This is a genomic window from Lysinibacillus sp., from assembly GCF_032093475.1.
GTDB lineage: Bacteria > Bacillota > Bacilli > Bacillales_A > Planococcaceae > Lysinibacillus > Lysinibacillus irui.
On sequence record NZ_DAMDAY010000001.1, the window covers coordinates 1 to 19,831 of the forward strand.

14 protein-coding genes are annotated in these 19,831 nt (G+C 37.8%); 10 read left to right on the plus strand and 4 right to left on the minus strand.

From position 1 onward, the window contains the following. Nucleotides 1-264, minus strand: a 264-nt coding sequence (locus RT445_RS00005; RefSeq protein ID WP_313469205.1) for an AIM24 family protein, incomplete at its 3' end; no start/stop codon positions are given. A gap of 598 nt (nucleotides 265-862) precedes the next feature. Between RT445_RS00005 and RT445_RS00010 the strand changes: the two genes are divergently transcribed. From RT445_RS00010 to RT445_RS00025, 4 genes are all read left to right on the plus strand, one after another. After that, the gene (locus RT445_RS00010) at nucleotides 863-2,341 is read left to right on the plus strand and encodes an aldehyde dehydrogenase family protein (protein WP_274795414.1); all 1,479 of its coding nucleotides are present in this window, start codon (nucleotides 863-865) and stop codon (nucleotides 2,339-2,341) included. A 26-nt stretch (nucleotides 2,342-2,367) separates the two neighbouring features. Further along, nucleotides 2,368-3,540, plus strand: a complete 1,173-nt coding sequence (locus RT445_RS00015) for a saccharopine dehydrogenase family protein (protein WP_274795415.1) — start codon at nucleotides 2,368-2,370, stop codon at nucleotides 3,538-3,540. Between the two features lie 9 nt (nucleotides 3,541-3,549). Then, a complete protein-coding gene (locus RT445_RS00020) occupies nucleotides 3,550-4,743 on the plus strand; it encodes an acyl-CoA dehydrogenase family protein (RefSeq protein WP_274795416.1) in 1,194 nt (397 codons plus the stop codon). A gap of 133 nt (nucleotides 4,744-4,876) precedes the next feature. Continuing rightward, nucleotides 4,877-6,982 (plus strand): beta-propeller domain-containing protein, encoded by a 2,106-nt coding sequence (locus RT445_RS00025; RefSeq protein ID WP_312505099.1) that lies wholly within the window; start codon nucleotides 4,877-4,879, stop codon nucleotides 6,980-6,982. 73 nt (nucleotides 6,983-7,055) lie between these two features. On the opposite strand, the gene RT445_RS00030 is transcribed toward RT445_RS00025, so the two are convergent. Next, complete coding sequence (locus RT445_RS00030; RefSeq protein WP_274795419.1) at nucleotides 7,056-8,465, minus strand: polysaccharide deacetylase family protein; 1,410 nt, start codon at nucleotides 8,463-8,465, stop codon at nucleotides 7,056-7,058. A 339-nt stretch (nucleotides 8,466-8,804) separates the two neighbouring features. On the opposite strand from RT445_RS00030, the gene RT445_RS00035 reads away from it, so the two are divergent. Together RT445_RS00035 and RT445_RS00040 are read left to right on the plus strand one after the other, a co-directional pair. Next, the gene (locus tag RT445_RS00035; protein ID WP_312505096.1) at nucleotides 8,805-9,557 is read left to right on the plus strand and encodes a threonine/serine exporter family protein; all 753 of its coding nucleotides are present in this window, start codon (nucleotides 8,805-8,807) and stop codon (nucleotides 9,555-9,557) included. 21 nt (nucleotides 9,558-9,578) lie between these two features. After that, the gene (locus RT445_RS00040; RefSeq protein WP_274797256.1) at nucleotides 9,579-10,046 is read left to right on the plus strand and encodes a threonine/serine exporter family protein; all 468 of its coding nucleotides are present in this window, start codon (nucleotides 9,579-9,581) and stop codon (nucleotides 10,044-10,046) included. A 42-nt stretch (nucleotides 10,047-10,088) separates the two neighbouring features. On the opposite strand, the gene RT445_RS00045 is transcribed toward RT445_RS00040, so the two are convergent. After that, nucleotides 10,089-12,116 (minus strand): EAL domain-containing protein, encoded by a 2,028-nt coding sequence (locus RT445_RS00045; protein WP_312505094.1) that lies wholly within the window; start codon nucleotides 12,114-12,116, stop codon nucleotides 10,089-10,091. A gap of 186 nt (nucleotides 12,117-12,302) precedes the next feature. Between RT445_RS00045 and RT445_RS00050 the strand changes: the two genes are divergently transcribed. The 4 genes from RT445_RS00050 (at nucleotide 12,303) to RT445_RS00065 (ending at nucleotide 18,123) form a co-directional block, all read left to right on the plus strand. Continuing rightward, on the plus strand, nucleotides 12,303-13,196 hold the full coding sequence (locus RT445_RS00050; protein ID WP_274795423.1) for a DMT family transporter: 894 nt from the start codon (nucleotides 12,303-12,305) through the stop codon (nucleotides 13,194-13,196). A gap of 66 nt (nucleotides 13,197-13,262) precedes the next feature. Further along, the gene (locus RT445_RS00055) at nucleotides 13,263-14,984 is read left to right on the plus strand and encodes an ABC transporter ATP-binding protein (RefSeq protein WP_312505091.1); all 1,722 of its coding nucleotides are present in this window, start codon (nucleotides 13,263-13,265) and stop codon (nucleotides 14,982-14,984) included. After that, nucleotides 14,984-16,816, plus strand: a complete 1,833-nt coding sequence (locus tag RT445_RS00060) for an ABC transporter ATP-binding protein (protein ID WP_312505089.1) — start codon at nucleotides 14,984-14,986, stop codon at nucleotides 16,814-16,816. The genes RT445_RS00055 and RT445_RS00060 overlap by 1 nt, the downstream gene beginning before the upstream one ends. 440 nt (nucleotides 16,817-17,256) lie before the next feature. Next, the gene (locus tag RT445_RS00065) at nucleotides 17,257-18,123 is read left to right on the plus strand and encodes a GNAT family N-acetyltransferase (protein ID WP_313469210.1); all 867 of its coding nucleotides are present in this window, start codon (nucleotides 17,257-17,259) and stop codon (nucleotides 18,121-18,123) included. A gap of 264 nt (nucleotides 18,124-18,387) precedes the next feature. Here RT445_RS00065 and RT445_RS00070 read toward each other — a convergent pair. Then, nucleotides 18,388-19,831: HelD family protein (locus tag RT445_RS00070; protein ID WP_313469212.1), on the minus strand; the 1,444-nt coding region annotated here is incomplete at its 5' end.

Genomic DNA, 19,831 nt, shown 5'->3' on the forward strand with positions numbered 1-19,831 from the left:
ACCTGAGCCAACATTTGTGAATGTCGTCATGAATAAGCTTTCACCTGTAATAAGTCGCTTTCCAGCACCTAGTAATTTCCCCATTAGACCACTTTGCTGGCCACCACTTGAACCATCGCCAAAAATAGTTTCCATATGGATAGAGTCATCCATCATCATTAATGCCCCTGCTTCTGCAACAACTGTTTCTTGTGGATCAAGCTCAACTTGCACATATTGCATGTCGTCACCAAATAACTTGTAGTCAATTTCATGATTATTCATAAAGGAATTCCTCCAAAAGTAAATTTATTGATATTGTATACGATTATAAGACACAATGGTTTCAATTAGAAATTAAATATTTTAGAAAAAAAGGAAATTAACTAGAAAATGTCGAATATAAAAAACTAGAATGTGTATTATTTATTTTCATTTAACTAAGGGTGTTGTGAATATACATAACCTTAAAGACTTCTATTATTAGAAGTCATCCTCTCAATGGAGGGATTAAAGTTAAGTGGAAATAAGGCCTCTGGCAGTTGTCACTGATCATTATGTAAATAATAGTATTACAAGGTGCAATGTATATTGAAAATTCGGAATTTTGACATATTTTATCTTCGCACAGTGGAAAACACCTCCTCTGTGGATGGTGGATCACCGATGTAATAAGTCGATTTTTTCACTATGGATTTAGTCTGAAGATAAAGCTCTGGCAGAAGAATCGGATTTTCAAAGGAATTGTATAATAAGACAATTCAAAATCCGGACGTAATCGCCCAGGAAAACTAATTCTGTTTACATTTATAGACTCTGTACCTATGGAATACGACTGGTACAATAGCCGAGGCATCATAGAGTATTTCAGGGGGTGTATGTAGTGGAGATTAAAAACTATATCGGTGGTAAATGGGTCACACATTCACATTTACAAAGTATAGCAGTGACGAACCCTGCAAATGGTGAGCAGCTTGCAACTATACCACGCTCAACTTCAAATGAGGTAGATGAGGCAGTTGCTGCTGCTAAGCAAGCACAAAAAAGCTGGGCACTTATACCAGCACCAAAACGTGCAGACTATTTATATGCCATCGGTCAAAAAATGAAAGAAAAAAAGGAATATTTGGCGACCGTTTTAACAAAAGAGATGGGCAAGGTAATCGAAGAGGCTAGAGGAGAAGTGCAAGAAGGAATTGATATGGCTTACTATATGGCGGGTGAAGGTCGAAGATTGTTTGGTGAAACAACACCTTCTGAGCTTGCCAATAAATTTGCCATGAGTGTAAGAGCACCAATTGGTGTTGTTGCACTTATTACACCGTGGAATTTCCCAGTAGCAATTGCTACGTGGAAGTCATTTCCTGCCATCGTTGCGGGAAATACATTCATTTGGAAACCATCGAACGAAACACCAATGATGGCCTACGAAATGGGCAAAATTTTTGAAGAGGTAGGCTTGCCAGATGGTGTAGCTAATATTGTGTTTGGTACAGGTCCTACAGTAGGGACGGCTTTAATTGAACATCCTGACGTCAAGGTTATTTCCTTTACAGGTTCTACTACAACGGGTAGTAAAGTAGCTGAGCTTGGTGGCAAGCATTTAAAAAAGATTTCTTTAGAGATGGGTGGAAAAAATGCAGTCATTGTTATGAATGATGCTGATCTACAGCTAGCTACAGAAGGGATTTTATGGAGTGCATTTGGTACTGCTGGACAAAGATGTACAGCATGTAGCCGAGTGATTGTGCATAAAGATGTAAAAGAACAATTAGAAAAGCGTCTCTTAGATGAAATGCAAAAGCTAACCATTGGGGACGGTTTAGATATGGGCGTTAAAATAGGACCAGTAATTAATAAAGCTGCACTGGAAAAAATAAATCACTATGTGCAAATAGGCAAACAAGAGGGTGCCACATTATTAGCAGGGGGCAGAATATTAAATGAACCACCTTACGATAAAGGATTCTATTATGAGCCAACACTGTTTACGAATGTGAAACCTGATATGATTATTGCCCAAGAAGAAATCTTTGGTCCAGTCGTTTCTTTGATTGAAGTGGCAAATTTAGAAGAAGCAATTGAAGTAAATAATGGCGTGAAATTTGGCTTATCCAGCTCAATTTTCTCGCAAGATGTGAATACAATTTTCCGCGCACAGCGTGACTTAGACACAGGTATTGTTTATGTAAATGCCGGCACAACAGGTGCTGAAATCCATTTACCTTTTGGAGGCACAAAAGGGACTGGAAATGGTCACCGTGATTCAGGTGTAGCAGCTCTGGATGTATACACAGAATGGAAGAGTATTTATGTAGACTACAGCGGTAAATTACAAAGAGCACAAATCGATACAGAGTAACAGATCAACGAAAGGGGATGTTCTTGATGAAAGTTGTTGTATTAGGTGCAGGTTTAATGGGTAAAGAGGTAGCTCGTGATTTAATAAAAAACGATAAAGTTGAGCGTGTGTATTTAGGGGATATCGATGTAAAAGTTGCACAGGATTTTGTAGACACACTAGATACAAATAAGGTTGAGGTTGTAGAGCTACACGCAGAACGTGACGATTCGTTAATGGACGTTATTTCGAAGGGTGATGTTGCCGTCAATGCATTGTTTTATTCGTTCAATGAGCGAGTAGCAAGAGCAGCCATTGAGGCAGGTGTACATTCCGTCGACTTAGGTGGTCATATCGGTGGCGTTACAGAGAAGATATTGGATCTACATGAGGAAGCCAAGGCAAAAGGTGTTACAATCATTCCTGACCTAGGTGTTGCTCCAGGCATGGTCAATATTCTAGCGGGGTATGGTGCCTCGAAATTAGATGAGGTCGAATCTATTAAACTATTTGTAGGTGGTATTCCAACTGAGCCAAAACCTCCACTCCATTATACACGTGTATTTTCTTTAGACGGCGTATTCGATCATTATACTGAGCCTTCCAAAACAATTCAGAAGGGCAAGCTTGAAGAAGTTCCATCCCTATCAGGCGTTGAACCTATTTATTTTGATGGTTTCGGTGTGCTTGAGGCATTTTATACATCTGGAGGCATCTCCACTTTGTATAAGACATTCCCAAATGTCCGCACACTAGAATATAAAACAATCCGCTATAAAGGCCATGCAGAGAAGTTTAAACTTTTAGCTGACTTAGGATTCCTTGATTCAGCAAATAAGGTAGAAGTGGATAATCAAGAAGTACCTGTCCGCGCAGTAGTACGAGAAGCACTTAAAAAGAAACTTGAACTGGGAACAAAACCAGATGCTGTACTATTACGTGTTATTGTAGCTGGTGAAAAAGCACAGCAACAAGTGACATATGAATATGAAATGGTTGTACGTAAGGATATGACCATCAATGAAACGGCAATGGCACGTGCAACCGCTAATACCATTTCGGTTGTAGCTCAAATGATTGGTGCAGGTGCTATTACAGAACATGGTGTATTCGCACCTGAAGCTATAGTGCCCGGTGCTACGTATATTGAAGAGATGGCTAAACGTGGCGTAGTGATTAAAGAGACATCTCATAAGTCTGCAATGATTGTGAAATGGTAGGTGCTAACCATGAACTTTGAAATGTCCAGTGAGCAAGAAATGCTACGAAAAACAGTAAGACAGTTTGTTGATGAGGAAATCATCCCCTATATTGCAAAATGGGACGCGGCAGGCGGCTTTGATGCTAAGATTTGGTCGAGACTTGCAGAACTTGGCTTAATGGGAGTTTGTGTACCTGAACAATATGGTGGAAGTGGTATGGATTATAACGCTCTTGCCATCGTTTGTGAGGAGCTTGAACGTGGAGATACGGCGTTTCGCACAGCCGTATCCGTCCATACAGGATTAAATAGCATGACCCTTATGCAGTGGGGGACTGAAGATCAAAAGCAGCGATACCTTGTTCCACAGGCAAAAGGTGTTCGTATTGGAGCATTTGGTCTTACAGAGCCAGGCGCTGGATCTGATGTAGCTGCTATGTCTACAACGGCTGTCCGTGATGGTGATCATTATGTCCTCAATGGACAAAAAACATGGATTTCCTTATGTGATATTGCAGATCACTTTATCGTTTTTGCTTATACAGACAAAGCGAAAAAACATCATGGTATTAGTGCCTTCATTGTAGAGCGTTCTATGGCTGGCTTTACATCAAAAGCGATTAAAGGTAAGTATGGTATTCGCGCTGGTAATACAGGTGAGCTCTTTTTTGAAGATTTACGTGTACCAATAGAAAACCGTCTTGGCGAAGAGGGTGAAGGTTTCAAAATTGCCATGTCTGCGTTAGATAATGGTCGTTTTACGGTAGCGGCTGGTGCAGTTGGTTTAATCCAAGCCTGTATAGAAGCTAGTGTGAAATACTGTCATGAACGAGAAACATTTGGCAAGCCAATAGGAGAGCACCAGCTCGTTGGGCGAATGCTTGCTAATATGGAAGCTGGCTATCAAATGAGCCGACTTCTTGTCTACCGCGTTGGAGAATTAAAAAACAAAGGTGTTCGAAATACAAGAGAGACATCTTTAGCAAAATGGCAGGCTTGTGATTTTGCTAATAAGGCTGCAGATGATGCGGTACAAATTCATGGTGCGTATGGTTATTCAGACGAATATCCTGTGGCTCGTTATTTACGAAACTCAAAAGCACCTGTTATTTATGAAGGAACGCGTGAGATTCATACCATTATGCAGGCTGATTATGTTTTAGGCAAACGTCTAGATAAGCCGTTAACTAAAATGTTGCCTAAATGGCCATTTGAAGAATAGAACGAGAGGGGAATTATTCCCTCTCGTCTTTTTTTTTGTGTGAAGCCCCTGTTAAAAAATTTCAGAAAAATGTAACTTTCCAACCTTTTGCTAGTCTAATTGGTAAACAAGTATATGAAGGGAAGGAAAAATGATGAAAAGTAAGTGGTTGGCAATTATGCTGATTGTCGTTCTAGCTATCGTGCCTGGCATTTTCACATGGACGATTACTACAGATGTTACTGCAAAGGCAGCAAGCACAAGTATGGCCGAGCAAAGCTGGCAAGCATCTTTTTCAGTTGCTTTAAAGAAAAACAAGATAACTAAAGACTATGTCTTTATTACAACAGAAATAGGTCAAAAAGTACCCGCAACAATTGAATTGCTAGAAGATCAGAAAACATTAGTTGTAAAGAAATTAAAACCAGGTAATTATCAATTACATGTGAAGAAAGAAGCATTCTCACAGGGGGGATTAAATGTCTCATCACAAGTTATTCCATTCACCATTATAGAGACGTTAACTGCTGTAAAATCTGAAAAAGAACTACAACAATATTTCAAAAAACTGTTGTCGACTCAAAGAGTAGGAATTAGAGAGGAAGAAAAAGCAGATAGTGCGACTAGTTCAGCGGTTGAAGATAATGCAACAGCTAATAACGAGTCTACGACCAATAATCAAGTAGAAGGGGTAGAAGAGGGTGATATTGTTGTCGTAAAAGAGGGCTTTATTTACAGTGCGAAAGATCAAAGCATCACAGTTGTGAATGCTAAAGACCCAAAAAATTTAAAATTGACTACGAGCATTAAACTGAAAGAATCACGATATATTTCTAAACTTGCATTATATGACAATTTATTAATTGCCATTGGGGATGAGTATATTGAAAAAGCAGGTACAGCCATGGTAACAGCCTCCTTTTATGATATTTCGAATCCAGGCAATCCAAAGCATGTACGAGATGTAGGGCAAGAGGGCTTTTTACAGGATATTCGCATTACGAAGGATACATTATATTTAATTGGTAATATGTATCCGAATTATTGGATGCTCCAAGAAGATGTAAAAGCAGATTTAAAACCTAAAACATTTGATAGTATGGTAGGCACAGCATACAAAAGTCTACCTTTAGAGAAAATCTCGATATTACCTAATACAATGGATGGTACTTATAGTTTAATTACAGCTGTTGATTTAAAAAATGGGGCTAAGACAACAGCCAATACAAAGGGGTATCTGGGTGGTAGTAGTGGTCTTTATATGTCGGAAAATGCTCTGTATTTAACGACTCCAATATATGAAAGCAATCATGCGGCTTCATCAGATAAACGTGCTATGGACATGATTTGGTTACCACGAGCAGCAGACACTCAAATTTTTAAGTGGAATGTAGATGGAACGACTTTGAACTTTGCTGGAAGTACGGAAGTAAAAGGAACCGTGTTAAATCAGTATTCAATGGATGAATACAAAGGCAATTTCCGAATCTTCACAACAGAGGGGAATACATGGGATGAGAAAAGTACTTCCTATAATCACCTCTTTATTTTAGATGAACATTTAAAAGCACTTGGTTCAGTGAAAGATATGGCACCTGGAGAAAAAATATATTCTGCACGTTTTATGGGGGAAAAAGCATATGTGGTGACATTTAAACAAGTAGATCCTCTGTTTGTCATCGATGTAGCCAACCCGAAAAAGCCTGCCGTACTTGGAGAATTGAAGATTCCTGGCTTTAGTAATTACCTGCATCCATTAGATGAGACACATCTAATTGGCATTGGTTATGATACAGAGCAACGCTATGATGCTTATACGAAACGTAATTTTACTGTGACAACGAATATGAAGATGTCACTTTTTGATGTATCAGACTACCGTAACCCGAAAGAGCAGTCGACCGTTAAAATTGGTGGGAAAGGGTCATACTCTGATGTCCAGTACAATCCAAAAGCACTTTTCCGTCATGAGCAATACAACTACTTTGGCTTCCCGGTAGTGCTGTATGAGGCAGGTAAAGGGGATGACATTGTTTACCAAGGTCATGGAGCTCAAATTTACGAAATTACTGCAGACAAAGGTATCGTATTAAAAGGGAATATTATCAATCGTTCTACGAATGAGCCATATGAAAATTGGGAGCAGGTTGTACAACGAGTTGTCTATATAGATGACGCACTGTATACAGTAGCGCGTAATGAGGTAAAGAGCTATCAATTAAATAACTTTAAGCCATTAGATACATTAACATTCAAATAGTAAGAAAAGTCCAATGAATCCCGTTAAAAATTCATTGGACTTTTTTAAATTTAATTGTTGGGAATAATACATCCTATTGGCGATAGGGCATAATCTCAGAAACTGTCACGAATTCATAGCCTTGCCCTTGTAAATAAGCTAACACCGCATCTAGTCCATCAGCAGTCGATTGATGAATATCATGCATTAGGACAATGGCATTATTGTGTAAATTATTTTTAATATTTGGCAGTAATTGCTGCGCATTGCGATGTTTCCAATCTAATGTATCAATTGTCCATAACACGACAGGAATAGGAATTTCAGCGTTAATCGTATCATTCGTTGCGCCATAAGGTGGCCTAAAAACTGTGGCACCGTGATTAATAGCTTTCTCGATTTCAGTAGCTGTAGAATTATACTCTTTCATTACTTGTTCTTGCGTAAGCTTTGTTAATACAGGGTGATTCCATGAATGGTTGCCTATTTCATGACCACGTGCAAGAACATCTCTGGCAATATCGGGATAATATTGTACACGACTACCGAGCATAAAGAAGGTAGCTTTTGCTTGGTACTTATCAAGGATATTTAATATTTGTTCTGTTACTTTTGGGTGTGGACCATCATCAAAAGTTAATGCTATACGCTTTTTATTGGGATCACCTGTAGGCGGTGGATTTGTTGGTTTTACATTTTCCATAGCGATTTGAAACTCTGAGGCTAACAATGGATTAATAAGCGAAAGGGGTAGTTTCACTATTGGGGCTCCGGCTGCTCCACTAGCAATCTCATATTCATCGAAATAGAACTTCAAGGAATCGTCGACAATAGCAAAACGGTTGAAGTTCGACCATTTCGGCTCCGTTGCTTTCAATAATTCATCAGGAAAAAGCGCATCCTTTATTTGGAGGTTTTTTTGCAAATCTTTCCGTACATTTGCTGCTAATGTTGTTAAGTTGTTCTCATCATTTTGCAAGAGTGTTTGGATCGAAATTTGCTCGCCAGTTTCGTTATCAATAAAGAATGTTTTCGTTGAAATTTCATGATTAGCTCCACCTAGGTACAGCATTTTTGTTAGCACAAAGGAATAATAATGCTCTCGGTATGGAAAAGTTTCCAGACTAATATTTAATTCACCCATCGCTGCCTTTTCTTTATTTTTTTTCATAGATCCTAGATAGTTTTCTTTTGAATCCGATATGTATTGTAATACGGCATCATTAAAAACTTCGTTATCTGTTTGAGGGTAGTGAATAGCAAAAGGTGTTCGTTTATCATTAGAAACGTCTGTAACAATTCGTATACCTGGAAACGCAGAACTTTCTGTTGTTAAATTACTATTTACCGATTCTGTATCGGTTTCTTTTGAAGCACTAATCTTTTGAAACTTAAATTCATCCTTTGAAAGGATAATAACAAGTATAATGGTTGTTAAAGTTACAATAAGGCCCAGTAATAAAAAATCAATTATTGGACCACGTCTTTTTCTGCGTTCCTGCATGGTATTGGGTACGCTCCCCTCTTTTTTATTTTCTATACAATCAGACGTGTCAGCCATTAAAAAAGTTATACAAATCTATAAACTTTTAGTGTAAATTTATAGAAATTAATTTACGCCAATTTTCCTTCTTCTAGGTAGTGAATAATATGTAGTTGTACTTCTTTTTAAGTGATTGTAAAATACCTACTGAAATAGAAGAACCCATGCTCAATAATTGTTAATCGATAATAAAATAAATTGAAAGAAAGCCAAAATTTAATACTGAAATTTTCAGTTGAGTTTTTATTGGCAGTTCGATAATATTGGCAAGGAACCTTTAGAAGGAGGCAGATAGCTGTAATGGTCTTACAAGAAGCGGATATTGAACTTACAATTGACTGTTTGTTACTTGCAGGGCGTATTATGATTGAAAGTGGTGCAGAAACATACCGTGTGGAGGATACGATGCTGCGAATGGCACATTCTCAAAATATGCCGAATGCTCAATGTTATGCCACACCAACTGGAATCATTTTTTCGTTAGGCAAAACTCAGCCAACGAGAATTACATCAATTTCCAGCAGGATGACAGATTTGCAAAAAATAGCCTTGGTAAATTCAGTATCTCGGAGACTCACATCTCACATCATAACATTAGAAGAAGCTTATGACGAGCTAAAGTCGATACAAAAAACAAATTATTTTTTACCAACGTATTTACAAGTTATAGCAGCTGCACTTGCAAGCGGTTGTTTCCTTATTATGTTTAAGGGAGGATGGTCGGATTTCCCTGTAGCTTGTTTAGCGGGTGGGTTAGGTTTCCTAGTGCTTGTGATAATCAACCACTTAACAAGGGTTAAATTTTTCTCTGAATTTACGGCATCACTTGTTCTCGGCTTTGTTGCCTTCTTAGCAGTAAAGTATGGATATGGTAATGAATTGGATAAAATAATTATTAGTTCTGTCATGCCACTCGTACCAGGTATTTTGATAACCAATGCAGTTCGTGATTTAATGGCGGGGCATTTTATGTCAGGGATGGCAAAGGGAGCAGAGGCCTTTTTAACAGCCTTTGCCATCGGTGCAGCCATTGCCGTCACTCTAGGGTTTTAGGAGGCGGACAATATGGATATGATGGACATTATTATACAAATAATTGTAAGTTTTTTTGCGACTGCTGGAATTGCCATTATTTTTAACGTTCCTCGAAAAACACTCCTTCATTGTGGTCTTGTTGGAGTAATTGGCTGGATAATTTATTTTGTGTTAACAGAGCAAGGCATGGATGTTGTCAAAGCTTCTTTCTTTGGCTCGTTTGTCATTGCTATAGTGGCACATTTATATGCTCGCCGATTTAAAATACCGATGATTATCTTTATTGTAGGTGGAATTATACCGTTAGTGCCCGGGGGTATGGCTTATAATGCCATGAGAAATGTGGTAGAGGATGATTATTTACAAGGCTTACAATATGGCTTAAAGGCATTTTTAATTACAGGTGCGATAGTGATTGGACTTGTCTTTGCTGAAGTAATTATTCAACTTATTTTCCGTTCAGTTCGTTCAAGTAAGGTAAAATTACAAAAGGTCTATAAAAAGTAAAAGGAGGCTGCGTTTATTTTTCAACGCAGCCTCCTTAATCACTTATTTTTGCTTACTAAGTAAATCCTCAATTTCATCTGGTGTAACAGGCTTACTAATATAATACCCTTGAATTGCGTCACAGCCATAAGTAATTAATAAATCAGCTTGCTCAGCGGTTTCAACACCTTCCGCTACAACTTTCAGTTCCATAGATTTCCCTAGCTGTACCATACCGTGCATAAGCTTTTGGGTCTTTTCAGATTTTAATAGTGAATTCGTAAATGTTTGATCAATTTTCAAAGTATCTATTGGTAAAATTTGCATATATCTAAATGAACCATAGCCAGTTCCAAAATCATCTAAGATGAAGGAGATGCCTTCGTTTTCAAGCTTGCGCATTTGTTGTGCAATAGAAGTTGCAGCTTCGGCTTCTAAAGCAAATTTTTCGGTAATTTCAATTTGTAGTAGATTTGCCGGACAACCAGTTTTTGTGATCATTTCAAGAATGGATTTAGCCATATTTTTATCACGAAACTCTCGTACAGAAGAGTTAATTGATATTTTTAGATCATGTCCAGCTTTTTTCCAAAGCAATGCCTGCTCACAGGCTTTTTCGAGCATAAAGGAGCCAATGTTGTTAATCAGACCTGTTTCTTCTGCAATAGGAATTAACTCGTCAGGTGAAACAACCCCAATTATCTCGTCTTCCCAGCGTACGAGTGCTTCAACTGCTGTAATTTTCCCAGAATAAACATCAATTTGTGGTTGATAGAGTACCTTTAAATTCTTTTGATCTAGTGCTTGAAGTAAACGCTTTTCAATTAAAGCTTTACGATTTAAAGCTTTATGTGTTGCTGTTGATAAGGAAACAATTTTGTCTCCACCAGCTTCACGCACCGTAGAAATGGTAGCAATAGATGCTTTCATAAGCTGAGAGAATGTTGTTTGATCTTCTGGGTATCTTGTGATGCCACCACTAATAGAAATTGGTACTGCAATATTGCCGCTATAAATAGGATGCTGCTGTAAGTAGGATAAAAAGCCTTGAATAAACCACTCACTTAAAGGTGTGATGACAACAAAATCATTTTCATTTATTCGAGCCATCGTACTATCTTGGAAATACATTTTTATACGATTTGTAAATTCAATAATAAGGCTTTGCTCTATTTGTTGATCATGTAATTCTTTTAGCGTATAGAATTTATCAATACTTAAATAAACAAAAGAAAAGTGTCTTTCGTCATCAATCATAGTGGTAATTACTTTTTCAAGGCGATGCGCATTCATCAACCCTGTTTCTGTATCAATATAAGCGATTTTTTCCAATTGATGTTGGATGGTCTTCGATTTAGTAATATCCTTTTCAATTAAGAAAAATTGTTGTTCATTTGTTTCAAGATTAAAGGTAGGGATAGCTGTTAGCAGTACCCAATAAGATTGTCCCGTTTTTGTAATTTTTTCAACTTCCCCTTGCCACGTATGACCGTTGTTTAAATTACGCCAAATAGTATTGCTAACTTTTTCACTTTCATCATTATCAGGGAACAATTGCCAAAATGTTTTACCGATAACACGCTTAGGTGTCCATTGGCTTGTTTTTAGAAATTCATTATTACATTCTAAGATAAAACCATCTTGATCGAGTGTTACAGTCATGAATGTAGCGTCTAAACCTTGCTTGAGATTTACAAATGTAGTGCAATCTGAAACAGCATTTGTCATTAATTCTGGTAGCATAAATATCATTAGAATAAAGCGCTCTCCTTCTTCTATAAAAGGCTTAGTAAGCAAAGCTGTCGTCAGTTCCATATTTGAGGTTGTCTGTACTGTAATTTTATCTAGATACGTGCTGTCCTCATTTTGTAAAATAGATTGAAATGTTTCTACAGGGAGCTGGCGTAGTAGATTTTCGTGTATAGATGGAGTAGTATTTCCTTTAACATCATTTACTGATAATTCAATCAGATGTTCAGCGCTCTTTCCCCAGATAGTCGCTTGTCCATCTTGATTGATGATAATTGCAGGAAAAGGAAGTGAATTTAAATAATGTTCATCAATCGTAAACGATTTATGCATGTGACTCATGATTATTCGATCTCCTTGGGTAATCAATATATACTAATATTATAGATAATTATCGGGAATTAGTCATTATGAATATAATTGTAAATATTTGATGATGAAAAAATATGGGTCTTTTCTCGTGAAATATATGAAAAGATTTGAAGAAAAATAACAGTTTTTAGTACGTTTATAGGAAGCAGGATTGGTATGAAACGGTTAAAAGGAATAGTATTTATTGTCTCGGGAGCTATATTATGGGGAGCAACTGGTCCTTTAATGGAGTGGTTACTTAACCATACACCGTTGACAGTTTCCTTTATGTTAACAATCCGTTTAACGGTTGCAGGTATATTACTACTTACATATTTATTGTTAACTGGAAAAAATATTTTTGGTATTTGGCAGCAAAAACTTTGGGGCAGACAGCTTATTATTTTTGGTATAGCTGGGATGCTAGGTGTACAATTTGCATTTGTTGCAGCAATTAACGAAAGTAATGCTGTACTGGCAACTCTCCTGCAGTTTTTAGCGCCTATATTTGTTGTGGCATATGTCTCTCTTAGTTTAAAGAAGATGCCACCAAAATATCAAGTATTAGGTATTATTGGTACCCTTATAGGGTTATTTTTATTACTAACGAATGCTTCATTTGAGAGTTTGCTAATTAGTCCAAAAGCCTTGCTGTGGGGGATTGCGGTAGGCTTAACATTTGCCTTTTACACATTATACCCTGCACGCTTAATGAAGGAGTGGGGAGTGCTATTAGTAGTTGGTTGGGGAATGCTCGTAGGTGGCTTCACATTAGGCTTAGTAAGCCGTGTTTGGCAGTCCAACCAATGGGGTGTTTTAACAGATTTTAAAATCCTCATATTATTAGCTGCTTTAATTTTTTTTGGGACAGTAGCCTTTATTTTGTTTTTAAGTAGTATGAAATATATTACGGCAGTTGAAACGAGTATTCTCTCCAGTATCGAACCACTAACAGCAATGATTATTTCAGTTATTGTATTCGGCACCTCTTTAGGTTTCTGGCAATTAATTGGAGTATTCGTTATGCTTGTTTGTGTAACTTGGCTTTCAGTAGCGGGTGAAAAAGCATAAATCTATTATGAAGTTAGGAGTTTTTAACTATAATAAAGTTGATTCTTACAACAAGGGGGAAAGAATATGAAAGAAGTTTTTTCCTATGTAAAGCCATATAAATGGACAGCCATCTTTGCTTTATTTTTAATGCTTTTAGAATTATTTGTTGAGCTTGTGCAACCCCTCATTATGGCAAAAATTATTGATGAAGGAGTACGGGCTCAAAATCAAGGGATGATTATGCAATGGGGGGCTGTTTTACTTGCTTTATCATTTACTGCCTTTATGGCAGGAATCATCAATTCATATTTTTCATCCCATACAGCTCAAAGCTTTTCTTATGACCTAAGAAATGCCATGTTTGATAAGATACAATCCTTTACGCTAGCAACCTATCAAAAATTTTCTACTGCTTCTCTTATTACAAGATTAACGAATGATGTTACTCAGGTACAAACGGTGCTATTTATGAGCTTACGTATTATGCTCCGAGCACCACTTGCTGTTATAGGCAGCATTATAATGGCATTTGTTGTGAATGCAAAGCTGGCATTATTTTTAGTTATTGGTGCACCCATAATCTTTGTTTTTCTAATTTTTATGGTGGCCAAAGGTGTTTCATATTTTGGACGGGTACAGAAGAGAGTCGACCGTTTAAATAGGGTTTTACAGGAAAACTTACAGGCAATTCGATTAGTGAAGGCTTATTTACGAGGAACGTATGAAGCTACGCGCTTTGATGAGGTTGCTTCTCGCTTAAAAATAGATACTGTAAAAGCGTTACGAATAATGGAATATATTATGCCCGTACTATTATTCATTATGAACATGAGTCTGCTCGCAGTCTTATGGTTTGGTACAAAGCAAATTGCGTCAGGAACTACACCGCTTGGCGATATTGTAGCTATTGTCAATTATGCGATGCGTATGACTGGCTCATTTTCAATGTTTGCATTTATTATTATTTTTTATGCACGAGCGAAAGCTTCTGCAGAACGAATGGCAGAAGTCCTTTCTATGGAAAATGAAGTAGAAGATACGTCACTTTCTGAGGAGGTAGGTCATCCTTCGCGCTATGGGGAGTTAATGTTTGAACATGTCAGTTTTACTTATCCGGGGGGAGATGCACCTGTCCTGTCAGATGTGAGCTTCCAAGTTAAGTCCGGTGAAAAATTAGCGATTATGGGGGCGACTGGTGCTGGAAAATCAACATTGTTGCAGCTTATTCCTCGTTTTTATGAAGTAACGCACGGAAGAATATTGGTAGAAGGGCAGGATGTTCAACACTGGGAATTGCAAGAGCTACGCGAAATCATTGGCTATGTTCCACAGCAATCGTTATTGTTTACTGGAAGTATTGCTGATAATGTACGTTGGGGAAATGTAGAGGCCGAAATGGATGCTGTATTACAGGCCACTATGCAGGCACAAATACATGCGTCTGTTGAAGATTTTCCAAATGGCTATGATACCAAGGTGGGACAAAAAGGTGTCAATTTATCGGGAGGACAAAAACAAAGGCTATCGATTGCTAGAGCCCTTTTGAGAAAAGGACATATTTTAATGCTTGATGATAGCACAAGTGCCCTAGATGTAAAAACCGAACAATCATTATGGGAAGCATTGAGTGAAGAGAGGGCAACAATGCTTGTTGTCACGCAAAAAATACGTACGGCTAAAGGTGCAGACCGCATTTTACTAATCGATGCGGGAAAAGTAGTTGGATATGGCACACATGAAGAGCTTTTACAAAAGTCAACACTCTATAAAAAAATTGCAATCTCTCAACAGGAGGTGGAGGATTAATGGGATTTTTCCAGAAACCTTTTGGCTATGAGCCGATATTGACAAAGGATGATTTGAAGCAGGTTGTGCAGAAAAAAAAGGGACCTCGTGCATCTGATTGGAAAAGTACATTGCTGCGATTATGGAAAATTGTTGATGAACAACGAGCACTCCTCATCGTAGTACTTCTACTAGTGATGATTAGTTCGGTGTTAGCTTTGGCTGGCCCCTATTTAATTGGTCAAATGATCGATCACTATGTTATGCACGGCAAGCTTTCTGGACTAGGAAAGGGGATTGGCTTTTTAATTGGTATTTATGCCTTGTTAGCTGTCTCACTCTTCCTACAAAATTATTGGATGATCGGGATTGCGCAGCAAACGATATATAGACTGCGAACAAGTGTATTTGCTCATTTTCAACGATTGCCCATTGCATTCTTTGATCGCCGTCAGCATGGCGAATTAATGAGTCGGATGACAAATGACATTGAAGCTGTTAGCTCCACATTAAACAGTTCTTTTATCCAAGTGTTTTCAAGCATACTTACGCTTGGTGGAACCGTTATTATTATGCTCAGTTTAAGCCCATTGCTGACAGTACTGACGATGACAATTATTCCACTTATGTTTTGGGCCATGCGTTGGATTACACGAAGGACAGCGCCCTTATTTAAAGAGCAGCAAGCCGCTCTTGGAGCCTTGAATGGCATGATAGAAGAAACTATTTCGGGGCAGAGGATTGTTAAGGCTTTCTCACAAGAGGAACGAATGAAAGCGGAGTTCCGTGAAAAAAGCTTGCGTCTAAGAAGAACAGGTTTTTGGGCACAGACTTACTCTGGTTATATCCCAAAGGTGATGAACTTCTTAAATAATATGAGCTTTACCATTGTAGCAGGCATAGGGGGAGTGCTCGCACTATACGGGCATGTATCGATAGGTGTTATTGTTATATTTACTGAATATGCTAGGCAATTTACACGTCCATTGAATGATTTAGCAAACCAATTTAATACGGTACTATCTGCTATTGCAGGCGCAGAACGAGTATTTGCCTTACTTGACGAACAACAAGAAGAGGAAACTGTTTCAGCTCAAAAGCATCAGTTATTGGGGCATGTGGCATTTAAGCATGTGTTCTTTAAATACGAACAAGAAGAGGAAGCTTATACATTAAAGGATGTTGATTTTAAAGTGGAGCCAGGACAATCGGTAGCGCTGGTTGGTGCAACAGGAGCTGGGAAAACGACAATTCTTCAACTTATTGCACGGTTTTATGAGGTAACAAAAGGTGAAGTATTATTTGATGGCATAAATGTGCAGCAAATAGATCGACAATCCTTACGTTCTCAGATGGCTTTTGTTTTGCAGGACCCGTTTTTATTTGAGGCTTCTGTGCGTGAAAACATTCGTTATGGTCGGCTAGATGCCAGTGATGCAGAGATTGAAGAAGCTGCCAAGCGAGCTAACGCCCATGATTTTATCATGAAGCTCAAAGATGGCTATGAAACAGTTCTTGCTGCAGATGGACGCGAGATATCACAAGGTCAAAAGCAATTGCTTTCTATAGCGAGAGCACTTATTGCTGACCCGAAAATTTTGCTATTGGATGAGGCAACAAGTAGTATCGATACTGTAACAGAAATGGCAATACAAGAGGCGCTTGATACATTAATGCAAGGACGCACAAGTTTCGTTATTGCCCATCGTTTAAATACTGTGCATAATGCCGATTTAGTTTTAGTTATGCATAAAGGCGAGTTGGTTGAAGCAGGACCTCAGCAAAAACTGATCGAATCTGGTGGTCTTTATGCACAAATGCTTCATTCATCCTCCCATCATCTTGAAGAATAAGTTAACGTAAATAAATGAATAAAAACAGAAAAACCAAACTATTACGGGACACTAAATTGGACATTTCCCACAATAGTTTGGTTTTTTCTTTAATTGATATCCATTTAGCCTCTTGTTAGTTGAATTACAAATGTTATTAATTTGAATAAATGGTATAATAAATGTAAATTATTATATAGTATGAATGATTGTATAGCTTAAAAGTAACTAAGAAAAAAGATTAAATATCTCTAATTTTGTGAAATAAGTATATTATTTTATATCTATGATTTCTAGTAAATTTCAGTCATTTCATTGAACTTTTATAGTATAAATCCTTTTATTATTCCGGTTTTTGAAGTAAAATTCTGATTAACAGCGGTATTAATATATTTTGTTGCCAGTTTATTTTCATTCTTGCTACAATAGGGCAATAGTCTGACATAGGAACGGAGTTAAAGATGAATATTTCAGTGATGAGGGTGTCTTTCCCATTAGATGGAGAAACATTGAAGGAAGTAAAATTATTATGTGAAGAAGCAACAGTTCATGATTATCGAGTATACGAAACCATTATGAATGTGCCTATGGCCAGCTCTTTCGAATCAAAGGGTTTTATGGTATTGGCGTACGAGGATGATAAAGATTTGTTAGTTGGTGCTGCAAGTGCCATTGATTTAATTGGGCTTCATACATACGAATGGTCATTAGTGGTGACACCTGCCTATCGACAAAAAGGTATTGGAACGGCATTAGTTGAGAGTATCCAAGTGGGACTAGAGGAAAGAGGAGCAGAGGGACAATTAGCAGTCGTAATTGATGGCTCTCCTTTTGGGCATACATTCATTGAACAAAAAGGGTTTGCTTACAGTTTTTCAGAAGCAACCTTAGAGACTAAAGCAGAACCAGTAGCGTTACAAAATGATATTAACATTCAACCTTATGATGGTGAGGAGGCAGAACTAATCTCTATTTATGGTGAGGCGTTTGGCGATTTACCGGAAGAATCTAAGGAACTCATTGCTTTTAACACTACTACTAATGGACGAAAACTTTGGGTTGCCTATCGAGATGGTGATATGGTTGGAACTGTAACGACAGCTAAGGAAAATGAAATCCAGTGGGTAACTGCTCTTGCTGTTCATCCTAATTATGAAGGACAAGGTATTGGAACGGCACTTCTTTCTTTTTCAAAGGATTATGCGAGTAAAGTTGGCGCAAAATTTGTCATGCTCGACGTAGAAATCGACAATAAAAAAGCACTATCTGTCTATGAAAAGGCTGGTTTTATGAAGGCACAACAAATTGATTATTATGTAAAACAATAGGAAAAAGGGCGATGAGTGTTAGTAAACATCAACTCATCGCTCTTTTTTAGCATAATTACCTACTATCTTCATATAATATTAATAAGCTTTAAGAAAGGAGTCGTGATCATGCGCATGCCAGCATTGCCTAAAAAGAAGTCTCCTCCAAAGGAAGCCCCTAGTTCATGGTGGAAAGTAGTAAAAGCTTATTTATCGAAAGGGAAGTTTTATAGATTACCACCAAGAAATTGATGATCGATAAAAAAGTCGCCTTCTAGCGACTTTTTAATTTTCTAATAAAAATGTATTTTTGGATGGGCCTATTAAGTACAGCTCATGCATTGCTCGTGTAAGTGCTACGTAAAGTAGCTTTCGATCAATTGGCGTATCATAGAAAGGTGTATCAAATGCAGCTACAATCACTGCATCAAATTCAAGTCCTTTAGCTAGATGACTTGGTACAACAAGCAACATTTCCTGATTAATCGATTCGTTTTCAGTTAGGAGCTGTGAGGCAATATCGCTCATTTTTAATGTCTGATACATTGTGATAGCTTCAGCTGTAGTTTTGCAAATTAAAGCGATGGAACGATGACCATTTTGACGAATAGCTTCAAAGATCTCTTTAATTTTTAAAGCATCGAAATGATCAGCTTGAATAAAACTTGGTACATTACCGTGACGAACAACTGGCTCTACCAAAGGAAGCTGTTCACTCATTTGCACTAATATTTGGTTAGCTACTTCCATAATTTCGATGGTTGTTCGGTAGCTTTTTTGTAATGTTCGGAAACTTGCACGTGGAAACAAGCTTTGTACAGGCTCCCAAGCTGTTAATGAACGATAGCTGTGAATCCCTTGGGCTAAATCACCAACCATTGTAAACATATCTGTATCGAGACCTGTTTTTAAAGCAGCAAGCTGGAATAAACTATAATCTTGTACCTCATCGATAAAGACAACACGCATTTTCCATTCATCTGGGATGCCTTTTAGACGGGCTTGTAAATAGTATAGTGCAGCCAAATCTTCAAGTGCCCAATGTTCTTTCCGGTGTGCCTGTAAAAATTGTTGTTGTTCGAGATAATGCCATTCAGGAGCCAGCTCTGCTAAAAGTTCTGCATCAGTGAGAAGGGTGCGATAGAGTGTCTTGATATTATGTTTAGTAAAACGTCGCATATATGCCGTTGCAGTGGTTTTCGTTTCTTTTTCAATAGCTGGAATACGTTCATCGCGTTCATCGATAAATTTAGTAACAACCCGTCGTCGTTTTTCATCATCCCGAATACCATTTAAAGCTTTACCCAATGCTTCATCATACTTTTTATGAAGTGTTGCTAGGACAACTTGTTTTTTTTGACGGACATGGCTTGTTAACACCTTCTTAATATGGGCAAGGCGTTTTTCGATAGGCATATAAGAAAACTCATATAAAAACAGCTTCTTTAAATGGGAAGCACGCATGATACAGTATTTTTCAATATATACATCTTCAAATTGCTCTGCAATCTCCTGTTCTAGCTTTTGAATGTAACGTTCGATGACATCACGATAATAAAGAGAGCCTTTCATTTCAGCGATCCATGCAGTTGGCTCCTGATTTCCTCCAGCAACAAGCGATTCTAATTGCTCATTCGGATTTTGAAGTTTTAGCTTTAATTTAGTGGCGGAAAGAACGTAGTCTGTAAAAGTAGTTTGGCAAATTTTATCGACACCGAGCTCTGGTAAA

What these genes read in the sequence shown, in the direction of transcription:
- RT445_RS00015 (WP_274795415.1), top strand. Translation starts at nt 2,368, where the DNA reads ATGAAAGTTGTTGTATTAGGTGCAGGTTTAATGGGTAAAGAGGTAGCT.
- RT445_RS00020 (WP_274795416.1), top strand. Translation starts at nt 3,550, where the DNA reads ATGAACTTTGAAATGTCCAGTGAGCAAGAAATGCTACGAAAAACAGTA.
- RT445_RS00025 (WP_312505099.1), top strand. Translation starts at nt 4,877, where the DNA reads ATGAAAAGTAAGTGGTTGGCAATTATGCTGATTGTCGTTCTAGCTATC.
- RT445_RS00030 (WP_274795419.1), bottom strand. Translation starts at nt 8,465, where the DNA reads ATGCAGGAACGCAGAAAAAGACGTGGTCCAATAATTGATTTTTTATTA.
- RT445_RS00035 (WP_312505096.1), top strand. Translation starts at nt 8,805, where the DNA reads ATGGTCTTACAAGAAGCGGATATTGAACTTACAATTGACTGTTTGTTA.
- RT445_RS00040 (WP_274797256.1), top strand. Translation starts at nt 9,579, where the DNA reads ATGGACATTATTATACAAATAATTGTAAGTTTTTTTGCGACTGCTGGA.
- RT445_RS00045 (WP_312505094.1), bottom strand. Translation starts at nt 12,116, where the DNA reads ATGAGTCACATGCATAAATCGTTTACGATTGATGAACATTATTTAAAT.
- RT445_RS00050 (WP_274795423.1), top strand. Translation starts at nt 12,303, where the DNA reads ATGAAACGGTTAAAAGGAATAGTATTTATTGTCTCGGGAGCTATATTA.
- RT445_RS00055 (WP_312505091.1), top strand. Translation starts at nt 13,263, where the DNA reads ATGAAAGAAGTTTTTTCCTATGTAAAGCCATATAAATGGACAGCCATC.
- RT445_RS00060 (WP_312505089.1), top strand. Translation starts at nt 14,984, where the DNA reads ATGGGATTTTTCCAGAAACCTTTTGGCTATGAGCCGATATTGACAAAG.
- RT445_RS00065 (WP_313469210.1), top strand. Translation starts at nt 17,257, where the DNA reads ATGAATATTTCAGTGATGAGGGTGTCTTTCCCATTAGATGGAGAAACA.